Source organism: Rhizobium sp. YAF28 (assembly GCF_052113285.1).
GTDB lineage: Bacteria > Pseudomonadota > Alphaproteobacteria > Rhizobiales > Rhizobiaceae > Rhizobium.
This window is the reverse complement of sequence record NZ_JBFRCX010000013.1, coordinates 159,768-178,132: the sequence shown is the minus strand read 5'-3', so window position 1 is coordinate 178,132 and position 18,365 is coordinate 159,768. Positions and strand designations below refer to the sequence as shown.

Sequence of the window (18,365 nt, the reverse complement as noted above, 5' to 3'; positions counted from 1 at the left end):
GCTGTTCCTGAATTAGATGGTACCGGCGGCATTCTTGTCGGGGAGGGCCGCGGTCAGAATGCTGCGTTCGTTGAAATCGGCGCGCGCCACGTCGGCGGCAACGCGGCCCTGGCACATGACGATGATGCGATCGGAAATGCCCATGACTTCGGGCAGTTCACTTGAGATGACGACGATCGCCATGCCGCCGGCTGCGAGCTCGTAGAGGATTTCATAGATTTCCGACTTGGCGCCGACATCGATGCCGCGCGTCGGCTCGTCGATGACCAGCACCTTGACACCCTGTTCCGAGAGCCAGCGGCCGAGAATGACCTTCTGTTGGTTGCCGCCGGAGAGATTGATGATGTCCTGCTTGCGCGAGGGCGTACGCACTCGAAGCTTGGCGATGAACTGGTCGGCGACGGCGGCCTCCTTCTTCGGGTTCAGAACACCGAAGGGCGAGAAATGCCGGCGCGAGGAGATCGCGATATTTTCCTCGATCGAGCGGCCCTGAATGATGCCGTCGAACTTGCGGTCCTCCGGGCAGAGAACCATGCCAGCATTGATCGCCGCCTTCGGATTGTTGGGAGAAACAGCAACGCCATCGATCGCAACACTGCCCTGATGACGGCGGTCGGCGCCGTAGAGCAGGCGCGCCATTTCGCTTCGCCCGGCACCGATCAGGCCGAAGAAGCCGAGTATTTCGCCCTTGCGGACGGAAAAGCTGATGGGGTTACGGAGCTTCGAGCCGGCGAGGTTCTTGACCTCAAGACGCGTCTCGCCAAGCGGGCGCTCGCGCCAGCCCCAGATATTGTTGATCTCACGCCCCACCATTTCGGCGATGATCTGCTCGCGCGTCGTCTCGGCGACTTTTGGATGGTGGGCGGCAAGCTTGCCGTCACGCAGGACGGTCAGGCTGTCGCAGAGCCGGAAGATCTCGTCGAGGCGATGAGAGACATAGAGGATAACGATGCCCTTGGCTTTCAGCTTGCCGATCAGGGAAAACAGGATTTCGCTTTCGCGCGAGGATAGCGACGAGGTCGGCTCGTCGAGCGCGATGACGCGCGCATCGAGCATGACGGCCTTGGCGATCTCCACCATCTGGCGGGCGCCGATCGAAAGAGAAGACACCTTTGCCGTGGGATCGACGTCGATGCCGATCTCGTCGAGCCTGGCGCTCACCGTCTCGATCAGCGTCTTGCCATTGATGACACCGGCCTTGCCTGGAAAGCGACCAAGCCAGAGGTTTTCGGCAACCGTCAGTTCCGGAACGAGCTGAAGTTCCTGATGGATGACGATGACGCCGGCATGGAAGGCATCGCGGACGGAGCTGTATTTCTGCTCGACGCCATCGATGAGAATGCTACCTTCGTCGGCTGACTGGTCGCCCGAGAGTACGCGGATCAGGGTGGACTTGCCGGCGCCGTTTTCGCCCATCAGACCATGTACGGCGCCCTTTTCGACGCCGAAGGAGACGTTGGAGAGCGCCTGAACGCCCGGATAGCCCTTGGAAATGGTTTGGAATTCGAGGAAAGCCATCATCGCTCCACCGGGAATGAACCCGGCGGCCTGAAATGCCGCCGGGATGAAATTATCAGGGGATGATTATTCGATGCCGAGGTCCTTGCGAACCTTTTCATAATCGCCGCGCAACGCCAGGGAACCCGAGGTCAACGTCACCTTTGCCGGCTCCTTGCCGTTGGCGATCCAGTCATACATGTCGAGCGCGGTCTCATAGCCGTGGCGCTTCGGCGAGATAATGACCGTGCCGAAGAAGCCGGTGGCCGAGGGCTTCTTGAACTCGTTGATCGCCGATTCCGCACCGCCGATACCAACGCCAATCATGTTGTCGGTGGGGATACCGACCGATTCCGAGGCACGCACGGCGCCGAGCACGGCCTCGTCGTTAAGGCCGAAGGCGACCCAGTATTTCACGTCGGCATGCTTGTTGAGAACGGTCGTCGCAGCGTTGAGCGCTGCTTCCGTATCGGTCTTTGCCTGCGGCGCGTCATAGATATTTTCAGCCGGGAAGCCGGCGGCCTTCAGCACCGAGATCGCGCCTTCGACGCGATCGACGGCGGTCGGGAGCTGGTCATAGGAGACGCGGATTGCGCCGACATTCTTCATGTCCCAGCCGCGCTTCTTCATTTCGTCGACGATTGCCTGGCCAACGCCTTCGCCGATCTTGGTAGCGGAAATGCCCATATGCGGCACGTCTTCCAGCGGCTTGCCATCGGCACCGACCAGACGGTCGTCGACCGTCATCAGCTTAAGCTGGTTGGCGGCGGCCTTGGCGACGATGCCGGGGCCGAGCTTGACGTCAGGCGTGCAGATGATGAAGCCCTGAGCGCCCTGCGCACCGAGATTGTCGATCGCCGACTGGACCTTCTCACCATCTTCGGCACCGATCTTGACGACGGTGAAACCCTTTTCCTTGGCGGCCTGGTCGGCGAATTTCCATTCGTCCTGGAACCAGGGCTCTTCCGGCTGCTTCACGATGAAACCGATCTTGACATCCTCCGCCAGGACGGAGCCGGCGGCCAGAACGGCAAAGGCGCCAGCGAGGATGGCTGCTTTGAAGAAGCGCATAATCTCTCTCCCTAAAATCTCGATCTGCCGCTCACTCGGCAGCAGCCATTGAATAAAAAGAAACATCATACCAGTCAAGATTTATGTATGATTATTTATGCGATTCAGCGGGTGAAAAGCCGACTAAATTCATATTGGCGTGGCTCAACTCGCCGAAATCACCAGAAACTTAGGCTCGAACGCCGCCGGATATGCAAAATAAATCCTATCTATATTGACAATCAATCGACCGATTATAGGGTGCCGCCTCAGTCCGGATCAGCCTCGATCCGTGGGGAAGGCATTGTTTCATGGCGATCATCGATTTGCAGGACGGTGCACTTTCGGCCCGTCTCTCGACGGCCGGCGGTGTGCTCCTTGATTTCTCCTGGATGCGGGATGGCCGGAAAATTCCGCTTCTGAGGCCGGCAGCCGATGACGTCGATGCACTGTCGTCGGCCTGCTATCCGCTCGTGCCCTTCGGCAATCGGGTGAGGAACAATCGCTTCAGTTTCGAAGGACGCGACTACAGCCTTCAGCCGAACACGTTCTGGGACCCACACTACCTCCACGGAGATGGCTGGCTGGCCGATTGGGCGCTTCTTTCCGAGAGTGCCACAGAGGCTGAGCTCGGTTTCCGCCACCGGGCGGACGGTTCGCCATACAGTTATAAGGCGAAGCAGAGCTTCAGATTGTCGGGCAAGGGGCTAAAGCTGCATATGAGCGTGGAGAATACCGGTGAGGCGGCCCTGCCCTTCGGGCTCGGCTGGCATCCGTTCTTTCCGTTAACGGAACAGACGACGCTTCTTGCCAAGGCACAGCGCTTCTGGACCGAGACGGAGGGCTGGCTGCCAGGCGAACCGGCCAAGATCCCTGCCGATCTCGATTTCTCGCAGCCCGCGCCCCTGCCGCGGCGCTGGATCAATAACGGCTTCGAGGGCTGGAGCGGTAATGCGCGCATTACCTGGCCCGAGAGCCGTGCCGCGCTTGACCTGGCGGCAGACCCGATCTTCCGCCACGCGGTCGTCTTCCTGTCGGACGAGCGCTTCGACCCCGGATTCCGCCAGGATTATTTCTGCTTCGAACCGATGTCCCATCTCGCCAACGGGCATAATCTTCCCGGATTGGGCGATCTCAAGGTCTTGCAGCCGGGCGAAAGCTTGGAAGGCTCGATCCGCCTGCAGCCGCAGGCCATATCCTGATCACAAGAGAACGAGCGTAAAGAGGAGACAGACGATGACAAACCGCCTTTCCGGAAAACGGGTCTTCATCACGGGTGCCGCGCAAGGGATCGGAAAGGCGATCGCTGAAGCATATGCCGCCGAGGATGCCCGCCTCTTCCTCGTCGACCGCGATGAAACGCTGCTCGAAGAGACAGCCGCAGCACTCGCATCAAAGGGCACTGTACTTGGCTTTCAGGCGGCCGACATCAGCGATGTTTCGGCTATAGAGGCGGCCGTTGGCAAGGCGGAAGAGCAGATCGGCAGCATCAATGCCCTCGTCAACAATGCCGGCGTCAACGTCTTTGCCGAACCCTTGCAGACGACGGACGAAGAGTGGCAGCGCTGCTTCGACATCAATCTCAAGGGCGCCTGGCACTGCTGCCGTTCGGTTCTGCCGTACCTGATTTCGGAAGGCGGCGGGGTGATCCTCAACATCGCCTCGACGCACGCCTTCACCATCATTCCCCACACCTTCCCCTACCCGCTCGCCAAACATGCGTTGCTCGGCATGACCAAGTCTCTCGGCATCGAATATGCCCCCCAAAACGTGCGGGTAAACGCGATTGCTCCCGGCTACGTCTCGACCCAGAAGGTCATCGATTACTGGAACAGTTTCCCCGATCCGGAAAAGGCCAAGGCCGATACGATGAAGCTGCATCCGGGTGGGCGTATCGCCACGCCGCAGGAAATCGCCATGGCCGCAGTCTTCATGATCTCGGACGAATGCAGCTTCATGAATGCCACTTGCCTGACGATCGACGGCGGCTTGAGTGTCATGCAGCACCAATAATAGCGGGCCTTTTCTCCTCTCTCTGGCCTCAGAGCGCGGGCGCTCATAACCATTGTCTAGTTTTTGCGCAGCAGCATTACTTGACACAATTTTGGGCGATCCATAGAGTTTTATCCATCTGGTAAAAAAGAGGGGAACTCATGAAAAATCAGATCACTATCTCCCGCCGCACGGTGCTCGCCTCCGGCATGGCACTCGGCGCGACCGCCTTTGCACCCAGGCTCTGGGCGCAGGAAAAACTCAAAGTTGCCGGCATCCATGCCTCGCCGGTGGAAAATGCCTGGAATTCCTGTCTGCACAAGGCGCTGCAGGATGCCGCTTCCGAAGGCGTGATCGACTATGTCTTCTCGGAAGGCGTTTCGGGCACCGACTATCCCCGCGCTATGCGCGAATATGCCGAACAGGGCAACGCGCTGATCGTCGGCGAGGCCTATGCCGTCGAGCGGGAAGCCCGCCAGGTTGCTGCCGATTATCCGAAAACCGCCTTCATGCTGGGTTCGAGCGGCGAAGCATCGGGCGACAATTTCGGCGTCTTCGGCACCTGGAACCATGACGGCGCCTATCTCGCCGGCATGCTCGCCGGTAAAATGACAAAGTCCGGCATCGTCGGCTCGGTCGGCGCGCTGCCGATCCCCGAGGTCAACATGCTGATGAACGCTTTTGCCGCCGGCGTGAAGGAAGTCCGCCCGGACGCAAAGCATCTGGTGGCCTTCATCGGCACCTTCTTCGATCCGCCAAAGGCGCGCGAAGCGGGCCTCGCCCAGATCGACGCCGGCGCCGACATCCTGTTCGGCGAACGTATCGGCACGGCGGACGCCGCCAAGGAGCGCGGCATCAAGTCCGTCGGTTCGCTGATCGACTATACGCCGCGTTATCCGGACACCGTCTTTGCCAACGCCATCTGGGGCTTCCGTCCGATCCTCAATGCAGCGATCGCCGATGTGAAGGCCGGCAAGCCGACCGGCAACAATTACACGCGCTTCGGCCTGATGAAGGAAGGCGGCAGCGATATCGTCTACGTCAAGGGCGTCGCACCGGCGGACGCCGAAGCGGCGATGGAGGCCAAGCGCGCCGCCATCAAGTCCGGCGCCTTCGAAGTGCCCATCATGCCCGAGGAGCCGAAATAAGCCGGCATCCACATGAACGGGACTGATGCAAGCAAGGGCTCGATACCGGGCGGCGACGCGATTGCGCTCGCCGCCCGGATCAGGAGCGATGCACTTGGTTGTGCCGAGGCGATGAAGCAGGCGATTTCAGCCGCCAGGGCCAACGAGGCGCTTGGCGCGATCTGTCATATCGACGAAGCGCTAGGCACGGCGGATGCCGCTGCGCTCGATCGCGAATTCAGAAACAATCCCGCCACTTTCTCCGCCCGGCGCTTTGCCGGCGTGCCGACGCTTGCCAAGGATCTCGGTGGCCCATTCAAGGGGCTGGCCGTTCGTGCCGGCTCGCGGCTCTTCGACGGGATGCTCGATCCGTCGGCCGATTCCGACCTCGCGGCGCGCTTCCGGCAGGCCGGTTTCAGCCTGTTTGGCCTTACCACCAGCCCGGAAGTTGGCCTCTCGCTTGCAAGCGAGCCGGTGCGCGGGCCCGTCTGTCGCAATCCGCTCGATCCCTCCCGCACGGCGGGCGGTTCCTCCGGCGGTGCGGCTGCGGCCGTCGCAGCCGGTATCGTCGCAATCGCCCACGCAACGGATGCCGGCGGCTCGATCCGCGTGCCCGCGGCATGCTGCGGGCTCGTCGGCCTGAAAGCCAGCCGCGGCGCCATTCCCGGCGGTCCGGGTTTCGTCAATCATCTCGGCGGCATCGCCAGCGAGCTCGCCGTCTGCCGTTCCGTTCGCGACGCAGGTGCGATCTTCGAAGCCTTGCGCGGAAAACCCGCCGGTCCCTATGCGGAACCGGCCCTCGAGAAGAACGAAAAACTCCACCTGCGCATCGGCCTGCTGACGCAGACCAGCAGCGATTTCCCCACCGAGCCGGCACGCCAGGAAGCCGTCGAAGCCGCGGCCCGCAGCCTCGAACAGGACGGGCATGAGATCGTCACCGTTGAATGGGAGCGGCTTGCAGCAAGCGTCGCTGCAAGTGCCGCCATTTTCGCAGATATCATTTCGATCAATCTGGCATGGCTCGTCGAAAGCCTGCATCTCGACGTTTCGAAAGCCGAGCCGCTGACCGCCGCCTTTGCGGCGCGTGGGGCAGCGCTTGAGCCGACCGCGCTCTGGCAGGCCCTCAGCGCCATGCCGCATGTCAGCCATGATCTCTGGCGGCTGTTCGATGGCATCGATTGCCTGCTCACACCCATGCTTGCCACAGCGCCGCTGCCGATCGGCTCTTTTCCGACCGATCATCACGAAACGGAGCTGCATCTGAACCGCATGGCGCGCTTTGCGCCGCTCGCCTGCCTTGCCAATATATCCGGCTTTCCGGCGCTGACCCTGCCTTATGGACACGATGCGGACGCAATGCCGCTTCCCCTTCAGCTAATGGCACCAATGGGCGGGGAACCCATATTGCTTGCCCTTGCCTCGCGGCTGGAAGCCGAGCAACGTTGGATCCATCCCCATGCCATTGCGGGACTTGCCCCATGACATCAGCTCCCGTGCTTCAGCTTGCCGGCATCAGCAAGCGCTTTGGCGCCATCCAGGCCAATGAGGATATTTCGCTGAGCCTCGCCAAGGGCGAAGTGCTGGCGCTGCTCGGCGAAAACGGCGCCGGCAAGACGACATTGATGAGCATCCTCTTCGGCCACTATGTACCGGATGCGGGAACGATCCATATCGAGGGCACCGAATTGCCGGCCGGCCGGCCGCGGGCGGCGATCCGCGCCGGCATCGGCATGGTGCACCAGCATTTTTCCCTGGCGCCGAACCTGACGGTGCTCGAAAACGTCATGACGGGAACGGAAAAGCTCTGGTCCTGGAAGTCGGAGAAGGCGGCCGGCCGTGCTAAACTGCTGTCGATCTCTTCGCGCTTCGGCCTCGACGTCAATCCCGATGCCCGGCTCGGCGATCTCTCAGTCGGCGAACAGCAGCGCGTCGAAATCCTCAAGGCGCTCTATAACGACGCCCGCATCCTGATCCTCGACGAGCCGACGGCGGTGCTGACCAACATCGAGGCGGAACGTCTCTTCCGGACGCTTCGGGAAATGGCGCGGCAGGGGCTGTCGCTGATCTTCATCTCACACAAGCTGGACGAGGTGATCAGCGCAGCTGACCGCGTCGTCGTGCTGCGCGGCGGAAAGGTCGTCGCCGAACGGCTGACCGGTCAGACCAGCAAGTCCGAGCTCGCAGAACTCATGGTCGGCAGGCGGGTGACACGCCCCGTGCGTGAGGCGTCAACGCCCGGTGCTGTCGTCTTCGAAGCCGTCGGCGTCACCGTTTACGACAGCGGCCAGGAGCGGCTGAAGGAAATCAGCTTGCAGCTTCATGCCGGCGAAACGCTCGGCATTATCGGCGTCTCCGGCAATGGCCAGGCGACGCTCAGCCATCTCGTCAGCGGACTTACCGGCTTGAGCAGCGGGGAGATCCTGCTGTTCGGACAGCCGGTCACCGAAATCGGCGTCGAAAGCCTGATTACTGCCGGCATCGGCCGCATACCTGAGGATCGCAACAAGGAAGGCGCGATCGGCGAACTCGCTGTCTGGGAAAATGCCGTGCTGGAGCGCATCACCTCGCCGCGCTTTTCGCGTCACGGGCTGGTCGACCGCAAGGCCGGCATGGCCTTCGCCCAGGAGATCATCGCAGAATTCGATATACGCGGTGGCGGCCCGGCGACACGCACGCGGCTTCTATCGGGCGGCAACATGCAGAAGCTCATCCTCGGCCGCAACCTGCATGACAGGCCGAAGATCCTGATTGCGGCGCAGCCGACACGCGGGCTCGACGAGGGCGCCGTCGCGGCTGTCCATGCAAGGATATTGCAGGCACGCAAGGAGGGCACGGCCGTGCTTCTGATATCAGAGGATCTGGACGAGGTGATCGGCCTTGCCGATCGCATCCAGGCGATCGTCAAGGGGCGCCTGTCGCCGCCCATCGATGCGGAAAGTGCCGATCCCAGAAAACTCGGCCTGATGATGTCAGGCGAATGGACGTCCGAGGCCCAGCATGCGACTTGAACGCCGCGATCACCGCCCGCTCTATCTGGTCATAGCGGGACCCATTGCCGCCGTCATCGCCGCACTCGCCATTGCTGGCATCCTGATTGCGCTTGCCGGCGCGCCCGTGTTCGAAGCCTATCGGCGTATCCTCACCGGCGCCTTCGGCACGCGGCTTTCGGCGACCGAGACGCTGACGCGGGCCACACCGCTGATGCTGACCGGCCTTGCCGCAGCCGTCGCCTTCCGCGCCCGGCTCTGGAATATCGGCGCCGAAGGCCAGTTCTATCTTGGCGCCATTACAGTTGCCGCACTCGGCTCCAAGCTCTTGGCCGGACTGCCCACAGCGTTGCTTATCCCCGCCTTGCTGATTGCGGGCGCCGTCGCCGGGATGGTGCTGATCCTCGTGCCGCTCTGGCTGCGGCTGCGCTTTTCAGTCGATGAAGTGGTGACCAGCCTGCTTTTGAATTTCGTCGCCCTGCTCTTCGTTTCCATGCTGATCGATGGTGTGCTGAAGGATCCGCTCGCCTTCGGCTGGCCGCAATCCATGCCGGTTAGCGATCATGCGCTGCTACCGAAGCTGGTGGCGAGTTCGCGGCTGCATGTCGGCTTCATCATCGCCATCTTCATTGCGCTCGCCGTCCACCTCCTCCAGTCGCGCACCGTCTTTGGTCTGCGCTCACGCGCAGCCGGCCTCAATCCCGCCGGCGCCGCCTTTGCCGGCGTGCCGCTCGGCATGACGCTGGTGAAGGTCGCCTGCCTTTCCGGAGGGCTGGCGGGTCTTGCCGGCGCAATCGAGGTGATGGGCGTGAAGGGCTATGTGACGACGGATCTGTCGCCCGGGTTCGGCTATTCCGGCATCATCGTCGCCATGCTCGCCAACCTGCACCCGATCGGCGTGATCTTCGCCGCCCTCTTCACCGCCACGATGTTCGTCGGCGCCGACGGCATGAGCCGGGCACTCGGCATACCGACCTATATCGCCGACGTGACGGTTGCCGTTTCGCTGCTCACCATGCTTATTGCCCTGTTCTTCACCCAATACAGGATCCGCAGATGATGGCTCTCATCGACATCGTCTCATCCGCAGGCCTCTGGGCCGCCGTGCTGCGCATCGCGACACCGCTGATCTTCGGCACGCTCGGCGCGCTTCTCTGCGAAAGGGCCGGCGTGCTCAATCTCGGCATCGAAGGCATCATGACCTTCGGGGCGATGATCGGCTGGCTTGCGGTCTTCCACGGCGCCGATCTCTGGACCGGCCTTCTGGTCGCAGCTTTCGCCGGCGCGGTCTTCGGCCTGCTGCATGCGCTTTTGACCGTGACGCTCGGCCTGTCGCAGCATGTCACGGGCCTTGGCATCACACTCTTTGCCTCCAGCCTCAGTTATTTCGTCTTCCGCCTGGTCGTGCCGCTTGCCGGCACGCCACCGACGATCGTGCCCTTCCAGCCGCTCGACATCCCGCTTCTCTCCAGCCTGCCCTTCCTCGGCCCCGCCCTCTTTGCACAGACAGCGCCGACTTATCTGGCGATCTTCCTGGCGCTTGCGATGGGCTATCTGATCTTTCGAACCCCACTAGGCCTGACGATCCGCATGACAGGCGAAAATCCGCATGCGGCGGAAGCCCAAGGCATCGATCCGATCAGGATCCGCTATGGCGCGATCATTGCCGGAAGTGCGCTGATGGCCGTCGGCGGCGCCTTCCTGACGCTCGCAGCCTTCAACAGCTTCTTCCCGACCATGGTCCAGGGACGCGGCTGGATTTCCATCGCGCTCGTTGTCTTCGCCTCCTGGCGGCCGGGCCGGGCCCTCTTCGGCGCCCTGCTCTTTGCCTTCTTCGATGCCTTTCAGCTGAGGCTGCAGACGGTGCTGGGAGGGTACGTGCCCTATCAGCTTTTCCTGATGACGCCCTATCTCCTGTCGATCGCAGCCCTTGCCGTGATGGCGCGGCGCGCCCGCGTGCCGCAGGCGCTCATGCAGCCCTATCGCCGCGGCGAGCGCTGATTGCCATGCCCAGAAACCTCAACAGACCGGTGCCGCCATGTTTGACCTGATCATCAAAAACGCAAATCTTCCCGATGGCCGCAGCGGCATCGATATCGCCATTCAGAAGGACAAGATCGCCGAGGTCGCTTCCGGGATCGACGCCGAGGCGGCCGAGGAAATCGATGCGAGCGGCCGCCTCGTCAGCCCGCCTTTCGTCGATCCGCATTTTCACATGGATGCAACGCTCTCGCTTGGCCTACCGCGCATGAACCGCTCCGGCACGCTGCTTGAAGGTATCGCGCTCTGGGGTGAACTACGGCCAATCCTGACGCGCGAAGCCTTGGTGGAGCGGGCGCTGCGCTATTGCGATCTCGCCGTCTCGCAGGGGCTTCTCGCCATCCGCAGCCATGTCGATACCAGCGATCCCAGGCTGGTGACTGCTGAAGCGCTAATCGAGGTGCGCGAGAAGGTCGCCCCCTATATCGACCTGCAGCTCGTCGCCTTTCCGCAGGATGGTTATTATCGTGCGCCTGAGGGCGTCAAAGCGTTGAACCGTGCGCTGGACATGGGCCTCGATATCGTCGGCGGCATTCCACATTTCGAGCGCACCATGGCTGATGGTGCGGCCTCCGTCGCAGCTCTTTGCCGCGTCGCTGCCGATCGTGATCTGCCGGTCGACATGCATTGCGATGAAACCGACGATCCGCTGTCACGCCATATCGAGACGCTGGCAGCAGAGACGGTGCGGTTCGGCCTGCAGGGTCGCGTTGCCGGCTCGCACCTGACCTCCATGCATTCGATGGACAATTATTACGTCTCCAAGCTCATTCCGCTGATGGCGGAGGCGGAGATCAACGTCATTCCCAATCCGCTGATCAACATCATGCTGCAAGGCCGCCACGACACCTATCCGAAGCGGCGCGGCATGACGCGGGTGCGCGAACTGATGGAAGCCGGCCTCAACGTTTCCTTCGGCCATGACTGCGTAATGGACCCCTGGTATTCGATGGGTTCCGGCGACATGCTGGAAGTCGGCCATATGGCGATCCACGTGGCGCAGATGGCCGGCATCGAGGATAAGAAGAAGATCTTCGACGCGCTGACCGTCAACTCCGCCAAAACCATGGGCCTCGAAGGCTACGGCCTGGAAAAGGGTAAGAATGCCGATCTCGTCATCCTTCAGGCGCGCGATCCGCTGGAAGCGCTGCGGTTGAAAGCGAACCGGCTGATCGTCATCCGCCGCGGCAAGGTCATCGCGCGAAGCATGCCTCGCTTGAGCGAACTTGAGATCGAGGGCAGACCGGCACGGCTAGACGCATCGGATTTCTATCCTAGCCTACCGGGCTGACGACGGGTTTTTCTAGGAACGAAGCGCCGTTGCCGGTCCGACCATATCCTGATCCCCGAGCGCCTGCTGTCGCCCGGTCGAGGCGGCGCGCCTTTGCGGTTGTCGGGGCGTCGCATTCGACTCAGGGACAGATGCGGACTTCCTCACTTGGCGCAAAAATTGCTTTTCATGAGCGATGGAGAACACCATATGCTCGACATTGACCCGCGAATATTCTCGATAAACCGGCCGTCGCTTCAGCAATACAAAGCGTTCGTTCAGCGCGACCTCATCATAGAGACTTACCACAGCTCGTCCGGCGAGATGGTCTCGCAGGGCTCACTTCACAGGATCTCGATCAACCGCACTGCTCACCGGAAGTATGCACACCGATATGGTTCGGCAAATTTCAGATCTGTCGATAGACCGTCCTTCACATTGGGCTTCCAGCCGGCTTTGATAAATTTCGAAGTCGAAGGCGACGCCGCAGACTACATATCGATCTTCCAGGCTCCGAAGCTCTACGAGAACCTGGGCTTGAGAGATTTCGACCCTGACCGCCTCAACGACGATGCATTCAGTGCAGCATCGGACCCGACCACCTTGCAGGTGGCCCTTTCACTTGCTGCAGCCGTCGAGCAAACCGATTGCGTGGACCCTCTCTTGATGGAGCACCTTGGCATGGCGCTCGCCTGTTCGGTCGTCAGGCTCCTGGGGGCAAAAGCACCTATCGGGATGCGGTCGATCACGTCGGAAAAGCTGAAGCGGGTGACCGAGTATGTCGAGGATTACCTTTATCGTGCCGACCTCAACGTCGATGAGTTGGCCGGCGTCGCCCACATGAGCCACTTTCATTTCAGCCGCGCATTCAAGAAGGCCGTCGGGAAGCCGCCGCATCAGTTCATACTCGATCGAAGGATTGAGAAGGCTCGAATTTACCTGGCTGATGGCAAGGAAACTCTCTCTGAGATCGCCTATGCCATCGGCTTTTCCAGTCAGGCACATTTCTCAAGCGTATTTCGCCGGATGGTCGGCGTAACTCCTGCTAACTATCGCAAGTCATTCCAATGATCGGCGCTGATGCGCAGAAAAGCAGCTTTGCGAAAAAATAGCGCACGATTTTGAAATCGCACCCCGCGTTTGCAAGACACACTCTCGACAACAAGGGAGTATCGAATGTCTGCCTTTGCGCAAGTTAATCCAATCACCGATATTTGCTTTCTGGTCGAAGACATTGACCGGGCAGTGGCCTTCTACGTCGATAGCCTCGGCTTCAAGCCACGCCGGCGCGCACCAGGCTTTGCCGATTTCAAGGGTGCGGGCGTTACCCTCGCCCTTTGGGAGATCGACCATATTGCTCAAAATACCGGCGTATCCGGCCTGAAGGCACCGCCCGGTGTTCACAAAGCCTGCGCTGCGATCGAGCTTTCTTCTCCCGCGGCAGTGGACGCAGCCTATGCCGAATTGGCAGCTGCCGGCGTCACCTTCCAGGGGCCTCCACAGGATTACAGCTGGAACGCGCGCTGCTGCTATTTTGCAGATCCTGATGACAATCTCTGGGAACTCTATGCCTGGGCCGAGGGCGGTCCGGTGGGCGATCTCGACTAAACAAGTCTCTGCCGCCGATTGCTGGCAAGGGAGTTAACAGAAGGGGAATGGCGATGACGATGAACCGACGCAGGTTTTTGGCCAACGGTGCGCTTACGCTTGCTGCTCTATCCGGCGGCCTAAGTATCTTTACACCCACCAGGGCGAACGCCCAAAGCGCAAAGGTTGTCATCAAGTACGACTGGTTGATGAGCAACGGTCAGATCGGGGACATCGTCGCGGCGAAGAAGGGGTTTTTCCAAGCTGAGGGACTGGAGGTGGAGTTTTCCCCCGGGGGTCCCAACTCCGCGACCGTGCCTCCGGTCGTTACCGGCCAGGCCGGGCTCGGCCAGTTCTCGGACTCGGCGCAGTTGCTGCTCGCACGCGCCTCAGGGGTACCAATCAAGATCATCGCTTGCGGATTTCGCATGGCGCCTTTCGCGTTCTACTCGCTGCCGAAGGCGCCAATCCGCGCTGTCAAGGATATGGTCGGCAAACGCATCGGGATTCAGCCAACCGCCCGCTACGTCCTTGATGCAATCCTTCTCAAGAATGACATCGACCCGTCGAGCCTCACGATCACAAACATTGGCTTCGACATGACGCCGTTGACGACGGGCCAGGTCGATGCGGTGACGGGCTGGATCACCAACACCCAGGCTCTATCCGTTATCGGACCTGACCGGATCGATTTGATGATGAAGGATACGGGGCTGCCGTCTTATGCCAACGTCTATTTCGCAACCGACGATGCGATCGACAAGCACTCCGACACGCTTGCGAAGGCAATGCGAGCCATAGCCAAGGGCTGGTCATGGACGCACGAGCATCCAGAAGACGCAGTGAAGCTGACGGTCGAAGCCTATCCGCAGCTCGATCTGGCAGTGGAGTTGAAAACGATACCACGGATCATGTCGCTGAGCTTCGATGAGACGACGGCAAAGGATGGATGGGGTACCTTCGATCCCAAGGGCATCGCCGAACAGATCCCGGTCTATGACAAGGTTGGCCAGTTCAAGTCCGGCCCACCAAAGCTCGATGAATGCTTTTCGACCGCCATATTGGAGATGACGGCAGGAGACCGTCCGAAGATCGGATGAGCCCTGTGACAAACGAAATTGCAATCGAGGCGAGGAGCCTTGGGCTCGGCTATCCGGGATCGAGTGAGGCGGTTCTGGAGGGCGTCGATCTCAGCGTCGCCAAAGGCGAGTTTCTGACCATTCTTGGCCCGTCCGGATGCGGTAAGTCGACGCTCCTTCGCGCAATTGCCGATCTGCTGCTGCCGATCAACGGGCGGCTTTCCGTACTTGGGAAGTCGGCGGCGGAGGCGAGAAGACAGCGGGAGGTCGGATTTGTATTCCAGGAGGCCACCCTGCTTCCCTGGCGCACGGTGCGAGACAATGTTTGCCTGCCATTGCAGGTTGGAAAAGGCCGCATAGCCAAATCGGTCCAGCCAAGGGCCGACCATTGGCTGGAGTTGGTCGGCCTTGCCCATCTATCGGATCGCTATCCAAACCAGCTTTCGGGCGGACAGCGCCAGCGCGTTTCGATTGCACGCGCCTTGCAGTGCGAGCCGGACATCCTCCTGATGGATGAGCCCTTCGGCGCGCTCGACGAAATCACCCGCGACCGGCTCAATGATGAGCTTCTCTCCATCTGGCGTCGGACACACGCGACGATCCTCTTCGTGACACACAGCATTGCCGAGGCGATTTATCTCGGAGGGCGCGTACTGGTGCTTGCAGCAAACCCTGGCCGGTGCCAGGCCCTCATCGATCTGGCATCATTGAAGGACGAAAACGGCGTCTGTCGCAGGGAAAGCCCGCAGGCACAGGAGATAGCAGCGCAACTGCGTCGGCTGCTGCGCGATGGTGGAGCGTAATCCCTTGAAGAGAGACCAACTTTCCCTGTTGGAAGCGACTATTCTTCCAGTTGCCGGCGCGCTCTCATTACTGATCGTCTGGCAATGGGTGTTACCGGCGCTCGGCGTTCCGGCTTATATCGTCCCCACGCCACTCTCGGTCCTGCACACATTTGGCAGTGAATGGCGGGGGCTCGTCCAGAACGCGCTACCCACCTGGTACGAGGCTCTTCTTGGCTTTTTTCTCGGCAATCTGACTGCAGTGATCCTTGCCATTGTCTTCGTCTACAGCCCGCGTGTCCGGGCGGCATATTTTCCCGTCGTGCTGCTCTTCAATACCATTCCGGTTTTGGCCCTGGCGCCGATCATCATCCTCGTCTTCGGTCTCGGCATTTTACCCAAGGTCGTGATCGCCGCCCTCCTTTGTTTCTTCCCGACTCTCGTCAACATGGTCCGTGGTTTGACATCGGCGACAAGCAACGAGCTGGAGCTCATGCATGTTCTGTCGGCGAGCCCATGGGAAACCTTCTGGCGTCTGCGGGCTCCACGATCGGTGCCGCTTCTGTTCGCCTCGCTGCGGATTTCGGCAACGACCTCTGTAATAGGCGCGATCGTGGGGGAATGGATCGGATCAGATCGCGGACTTGGCGCCGTAATCATCCAGTCGACGTTCAACTACCAAGCCGAAAGGCTCTTTGCGGCGGTACTGCTTGCCTCGCTGTCCGGCATCATCTTCTTTGCGATCGTTGGCCAAATCGAGCGAATCTTCCATCGGCTGGCATCCTCTTGAATTAGGTATGTCCTTTGACAAGCAGGAACGTCTGAATGGATTTTGATCTCATTGTGCAGAATGCCAACCTGCCAGATAGCCTCAGCGGCTTGGCGGGCGTCCGACAACGGTCGATGGGGCTGCCTGTGCGCCGATCATCCCAACCGCAAGATTGAGTGGAGCGATCAGCGCTCACCTTTGACCTGGATGAGGTAGGGCGGCGTCAGGCCTGAAGGCATGGCGGGCAGGTGCTGGAGGATTTTCAGGTTGGGGTCGAGCGCCCGGCGCAGGTGGTCGGCAAGGGCTGCACAGGCCCTGTCAATATCGCCGGCGAGCAGCGCGTCGTAGACACGGGTATGCTCCGATATCATCATTGAAATTTCCGCTTCGGTGCGGAAATTGGCGAAGGTCGAGTGGGTGGCGATGAGGACGCGCTGACTGCGTCGCACGGCCGCAAGAAGCACCGTATTGGGGCAGGGCGCGAGTGAATCGAGATGCAGGTCGGCTTCGGCCCGCTCCAGCATTTCCGGCGCCTGTGGATAGGGGCCGAGGGATTTCAATCTCTGCCGGCGCTCCTCAAGACCCTCCTTCTTAAGGAAAGGATAGGCCTGGCGCAGGGCTTCCGGCTCCAGCAGGCGACGCATGTCGTAGTGATGACGAAAGACCTTGGCGCTGAGCGGACCGGCATACCAGCGGTTATTGCTGTCCTGCTCGATGATGCCGCTGCGCTCCAGCTGGGTCAGCACTTCATGGGCTATGGTGCGGCTGACATCGTAATGCTGGGCAAGTGCTGTCTCGTTCAACAGGAAACGGCCATAGGCAAGACAGACGGCAACGGCATGTTCGACTTCCGGGTAGATCTGCTCCCGGCGATTGATGACCGGAACGGTGAGCGAACGTGGCAGGTCGAGGCCCGCAGCAAAAAGGTCGCCGCGCTGCGGCTCGCCGCCCGGCACGATATAACCGCGCCCCTCGAAGGTCTGGATCAGGCCTTCCGACAGGAGCCGCGCCAGCGCGATACCGGCCGGGATACGGCTGACATTGAAGGCGCGGGCGATGCTTGCCTGCCCGAGAATGAGGCCGGGCTCCAGCGCACCCCGCTCCAGATGGTCACGAAGAACCTGATAGATCGTCAGATAGATCGGCTCGGACCGCACAGCCGTGGCCGCGGTTTCAGCCTCCGCCCCGCTTGCCATCGTCATGTCTGTTCCAAAGGCCGTCTGTCCATTTCCCGATGCGCCCAATCAGCTTGCGGGCGGTTTTTCCTGCGCGATCCATGATGAAAAAGCCATGGATGGTTCCCTGCCATTCCTCGTAACAGACGTCATTTCCGGCGGCAATCAAGCGCTGTGCATAAGCGCGGCCCTCGTCGCGCAGCGGATCGTGGTCCGCAGTGATCAACAGCGTCGGCGCTAAGCTCGAGAGGTCGGCTGCGAGCAGCGGCGAGACGCGAGGGTCGGAGGGTCGCGTGCCGCCCGAAAGATAATGTTCCGCAAACCAGATCATCGTCGACTGTTGCAGGGAAAAGCCGTTCGCGAATTCCCGGCGGCTTTCTGTCGTGCCGGAGAGATCGGTAGCCGGATAAATCAAAACCTGCCCGGCAAGCGGGATGGCGAGATCGCGCGCCCGGATCGCCAGCGATGCGGCAAGACTGGCGCCGGCGCTGTCGCCCGCAAGGATCACCTTGCCGGCATCAAGTGCAAGCACTTCGCCATTTTCCTGAAGCCAGAGAAGTGCCGTCTCGGCGTCCTCGAAGGCCGCCGGAAACGGCGCTTCCGGCGCCTTGCGGTATTCGACAGACAGCACATTGGCGTGGGCGGCATTGGCGAGCGTACGAACCGGCCCGTCATGGGTCTCGATGCTGCCGACCATCCAGCCGCCGCCATGGAAGAACAGGATGGTCCGCGTGGTGCCGGCCACGCGGTAGAGCCGCGCCTTGAGCCTGACGTCGTCGCTTGGAATCTCCACATTCTCAATGCCGGAGACCGCGTCCTTCGCACCCCAATGAAGGGCGAGCCGGATTTCGGAATCGGCGCGCGCCTGCTGCGGCGGGAGCGTCTCAATCGCAGCTCCGCCAAGCGCCTCCTGCTCCTCCAACATGGTCCGATATTCCGGCAAAAGCCTCGACCGGTCGACACGCGCCCCGTTCTCTTGCGGCTCCATCAACTCCTCCTCGCCGATTGCC

The 18,365-nt window shown here is 61.1% G+C and carries 17 protein-coding genes; 13 read left to right on the top strand and 4 right to left on the bottom strand.

Annotated features, from left to right (window positions below; genetic code table 11):
* Positions 1-12: 12 nt before the first annotated feature.
* Together araG and AB4Z13_RS26860 are read right to left on the bottom strand one after the other, a co-directional pair.
* Positions 13-1,518 carry an L-arabinose ABC transporter ATP-binding protein AraG gene (gene araG / locus AB4Z13_RS26865; RefSeq protein ID WP_442207316.1) on the bottom strand — a complete coding sequence of 502 codons (1,506 nt, stop codon included), beginning with the start codon at positions 1,516-1,518 and terminating at the stop codon, positions 13-15.
* 66 nt (positions 1,519-1,584) lie between these two features.
* The gene (locus AB4Z13_RS26860) at positions 1,585-2,568 is read right to left on the bottom strand and encodes an arabinose ABC transporter substrate-binding protein (protein WP_113324318.1); all 984 of its coding nucleotides are present in this window, start codon (positions 2,566-2,568) and stop codon (positions 1,585-1,587) included.
* Between the two features lie 290 nt (positions 2,569-2,858).
* Here AB4Z13_RS26860 and AB4Z13_RS26855 point away from each other — a divergent pair, with 290 nt between their 5' ends.
* The 13 genes from AB4Z13_RS26855 to AB4Z13_RS26795 all read left to right on the top strand — a co-directional run bounded on the left by AB4Z13_RS26855 (position 2,859) and on the right by AB4Z13_RS26795 (position 16,201).
* Positions 2,859-3,749, top strand: a complete 891-nt coding sequence (locus AB4Z13_RS26855; protein ID WP_442207275.1) for an aldose 1-epimerase — start codon at positions 2,859-2,861, stop codon at positions 3,747-3,749.
* 34 nt (positions 3,750-3,783) lie between these two features.
* A complete protein-coding gene (locus AB4Z13_RS26850) occupies positions 3,784-4,560 on the top strand; it encodes an SDR family oxidoreductase (RefSeq protein ID WP_442207274.1) in 777 nt (258 codons plus the stop codon).
* 140 nt (positions 4,561-4,700) lie between these two features.
* The gene (locus AB4Z13_RS26845; protein WP_442207273.1) at positions 4,701-5,687 is read left to right on the top strand and encodes a BMP family protein; all 987 of its coding nucleotides are present in this window, start codon (positions 4,701-4,703) and stop codon (positions 5,685-5,687) included.
* A 12-nt stretch (positions 5,688-5,699) separates the two neighbouring features.
* Complete coding sequence (locus tag AB4Z13_RS26840; protein ID WP_442207272.1) at positions 5,700-7,148, top strand: amidase; 1,449 nt, start codon at positions 5,700-5,702, stop codon at positions 7,146-7,148.
* A complete protein-coding gene (locus AB4Z13_RS26835) occupies positions 7,145-8,674 on the top strand; it encodes an ABC transporter ATP-binding protein (RefSeq protein ID WP_442207271.1) in 1,530 nt (509 codons plus the stop codon). The genes AB4Z13_RS26840 and AB4Z13_RS26835 overlap by 4 nt, the downstream gene beginning before the upstream one ends.
* On the top strand, positions 8,664-9,713 hold the full coding sequence (locus tag AB4Z13_RS26830; protein WP_442207270.1) for an ABC transporter permease: 1,050 nt from the start codon (positions 8,664-8,666) through the stop codon (positions 9,711-9,713). Before AB4Z13_RS26835 ends, AB4Z13_RS26830 begins: the two co-directional genes overlap by 11 nt.
* Entirely contained in the window at positions 9,710-10,654 is a 945-nt protein-coding gene (locus AB4Z13_RS26825) for an ABC transporter permease (protein WP_442207269.1), read from the top strand. The genes AB4Z13_RS26830 and AB4Z13_RS26825 overlap by 4 nt, the downstream gene beginning before the upstream one ends.
* A 37-nt stretch (positions 10,655-10,691) precedes the next feature.
* Positions 10,692-11,984 carry an amidohydrolase family protein gene (locus tag AB4Z13_RS26820; protein ID WP_442207268.1) on the top strand — a complete coding sequence of 431 codons (1,293 nt, stop codon included), beginning with the start codon at positions 10,692-10,694 and terminating at the stop codon, positions 11,982-11,984.
* 189 nt (positions 11,985-12,173) lie between these two features.
* Complete coding sequence (locus tag AB4Z13_RS26815; protein ID WP_442207267.1) at positions 12,174-13,034, top strand: helix-turn-helix transcriptional regulator; 861 nt, start codon at positions 12,174-12,176, stop codon at positions 13,032-13,034.
* Positions 13,035-13,139: 105 nt separating this feature from the next.
* Positions 13,140-13,571: a VOC family protein gene (locus tag AB4Z13_RS26810; protein WP_113320188.1), complete on the top strand. Its 432-nt coding sequence runs from the start codon at positions 13,140-13,142 to the stop codon at positions 13,569-13,571.
* Between the two features lie 53 nt (positions 13,572-13,624).
* Entirely contained in the window at positions 13,625-14,650 is a 1,026-nt protein-coding gene (locus tag AB4Z13_RS26805; protein WP_442207266.1) for an ABC transporter substrate-binding protein, read from the top strand.
* Positions 14,647-15,432: an ABC transporter ATP-binding protein gene (locus AB4Z13_RS26800; RefSeq protein ID WP_442207265.1), complete on the top strand. Its 786-nt coding sequence runs from the start codon at positions 14,647-14,649 to the stop codon at positions 15,430-15,432. Before AB4Z13_RS26805 ends, AB4Z13_RS26800 begins: the two co-directional genes overlap by 4 nt.
* A gap of 4 nt (positions 15,433-15,436) precedes the next feature.
* A complete protein-coding gene (locus AB4Z13_RS26795) occupies positions 15,437-16,201 on the top strand; it encodes an ABC transporter permease (protein ID WP_442207264.1) in 765 nt (254 codons plus the stop codon).
* A 164-nt stretch (positions 16,202-16,365) separates the two neighbouring features.
* Here AB4Z13_RS26795 and AB4Z13_RS26790 read toward each other — a convergent pair whose 3' ends face one another.
* Complete coding sequence (locus tag AB4Z13_RS26790; RefSeq protein WP_442207263.1) at positions 16,366-17,382, bottom strand: GntR family transcriptional regulator; 1,017 nt, start codon at positions 17,380-17,382, stop codon at positions 16,366-16,368.
* The gene (locus tag AB4Z13_RS26785) at positions 17,354-18,343 is read right to left on the bottom strand and encodes an alpha/beta hydrolase (RefSeq protein WP_442207262.1); all 990 of its coding nucleotides are present in this window, start codon (positions 18,341-18,343) and stop codon (positions 17,354-17,356) included. Before AB4Z13_RS26785 ends, AB4Z13_RS26790 begins: the two co-directional genes overlap by 29 nt.
* Positions 18,344-18,365 lie beyond the last annotated feature (22 nt).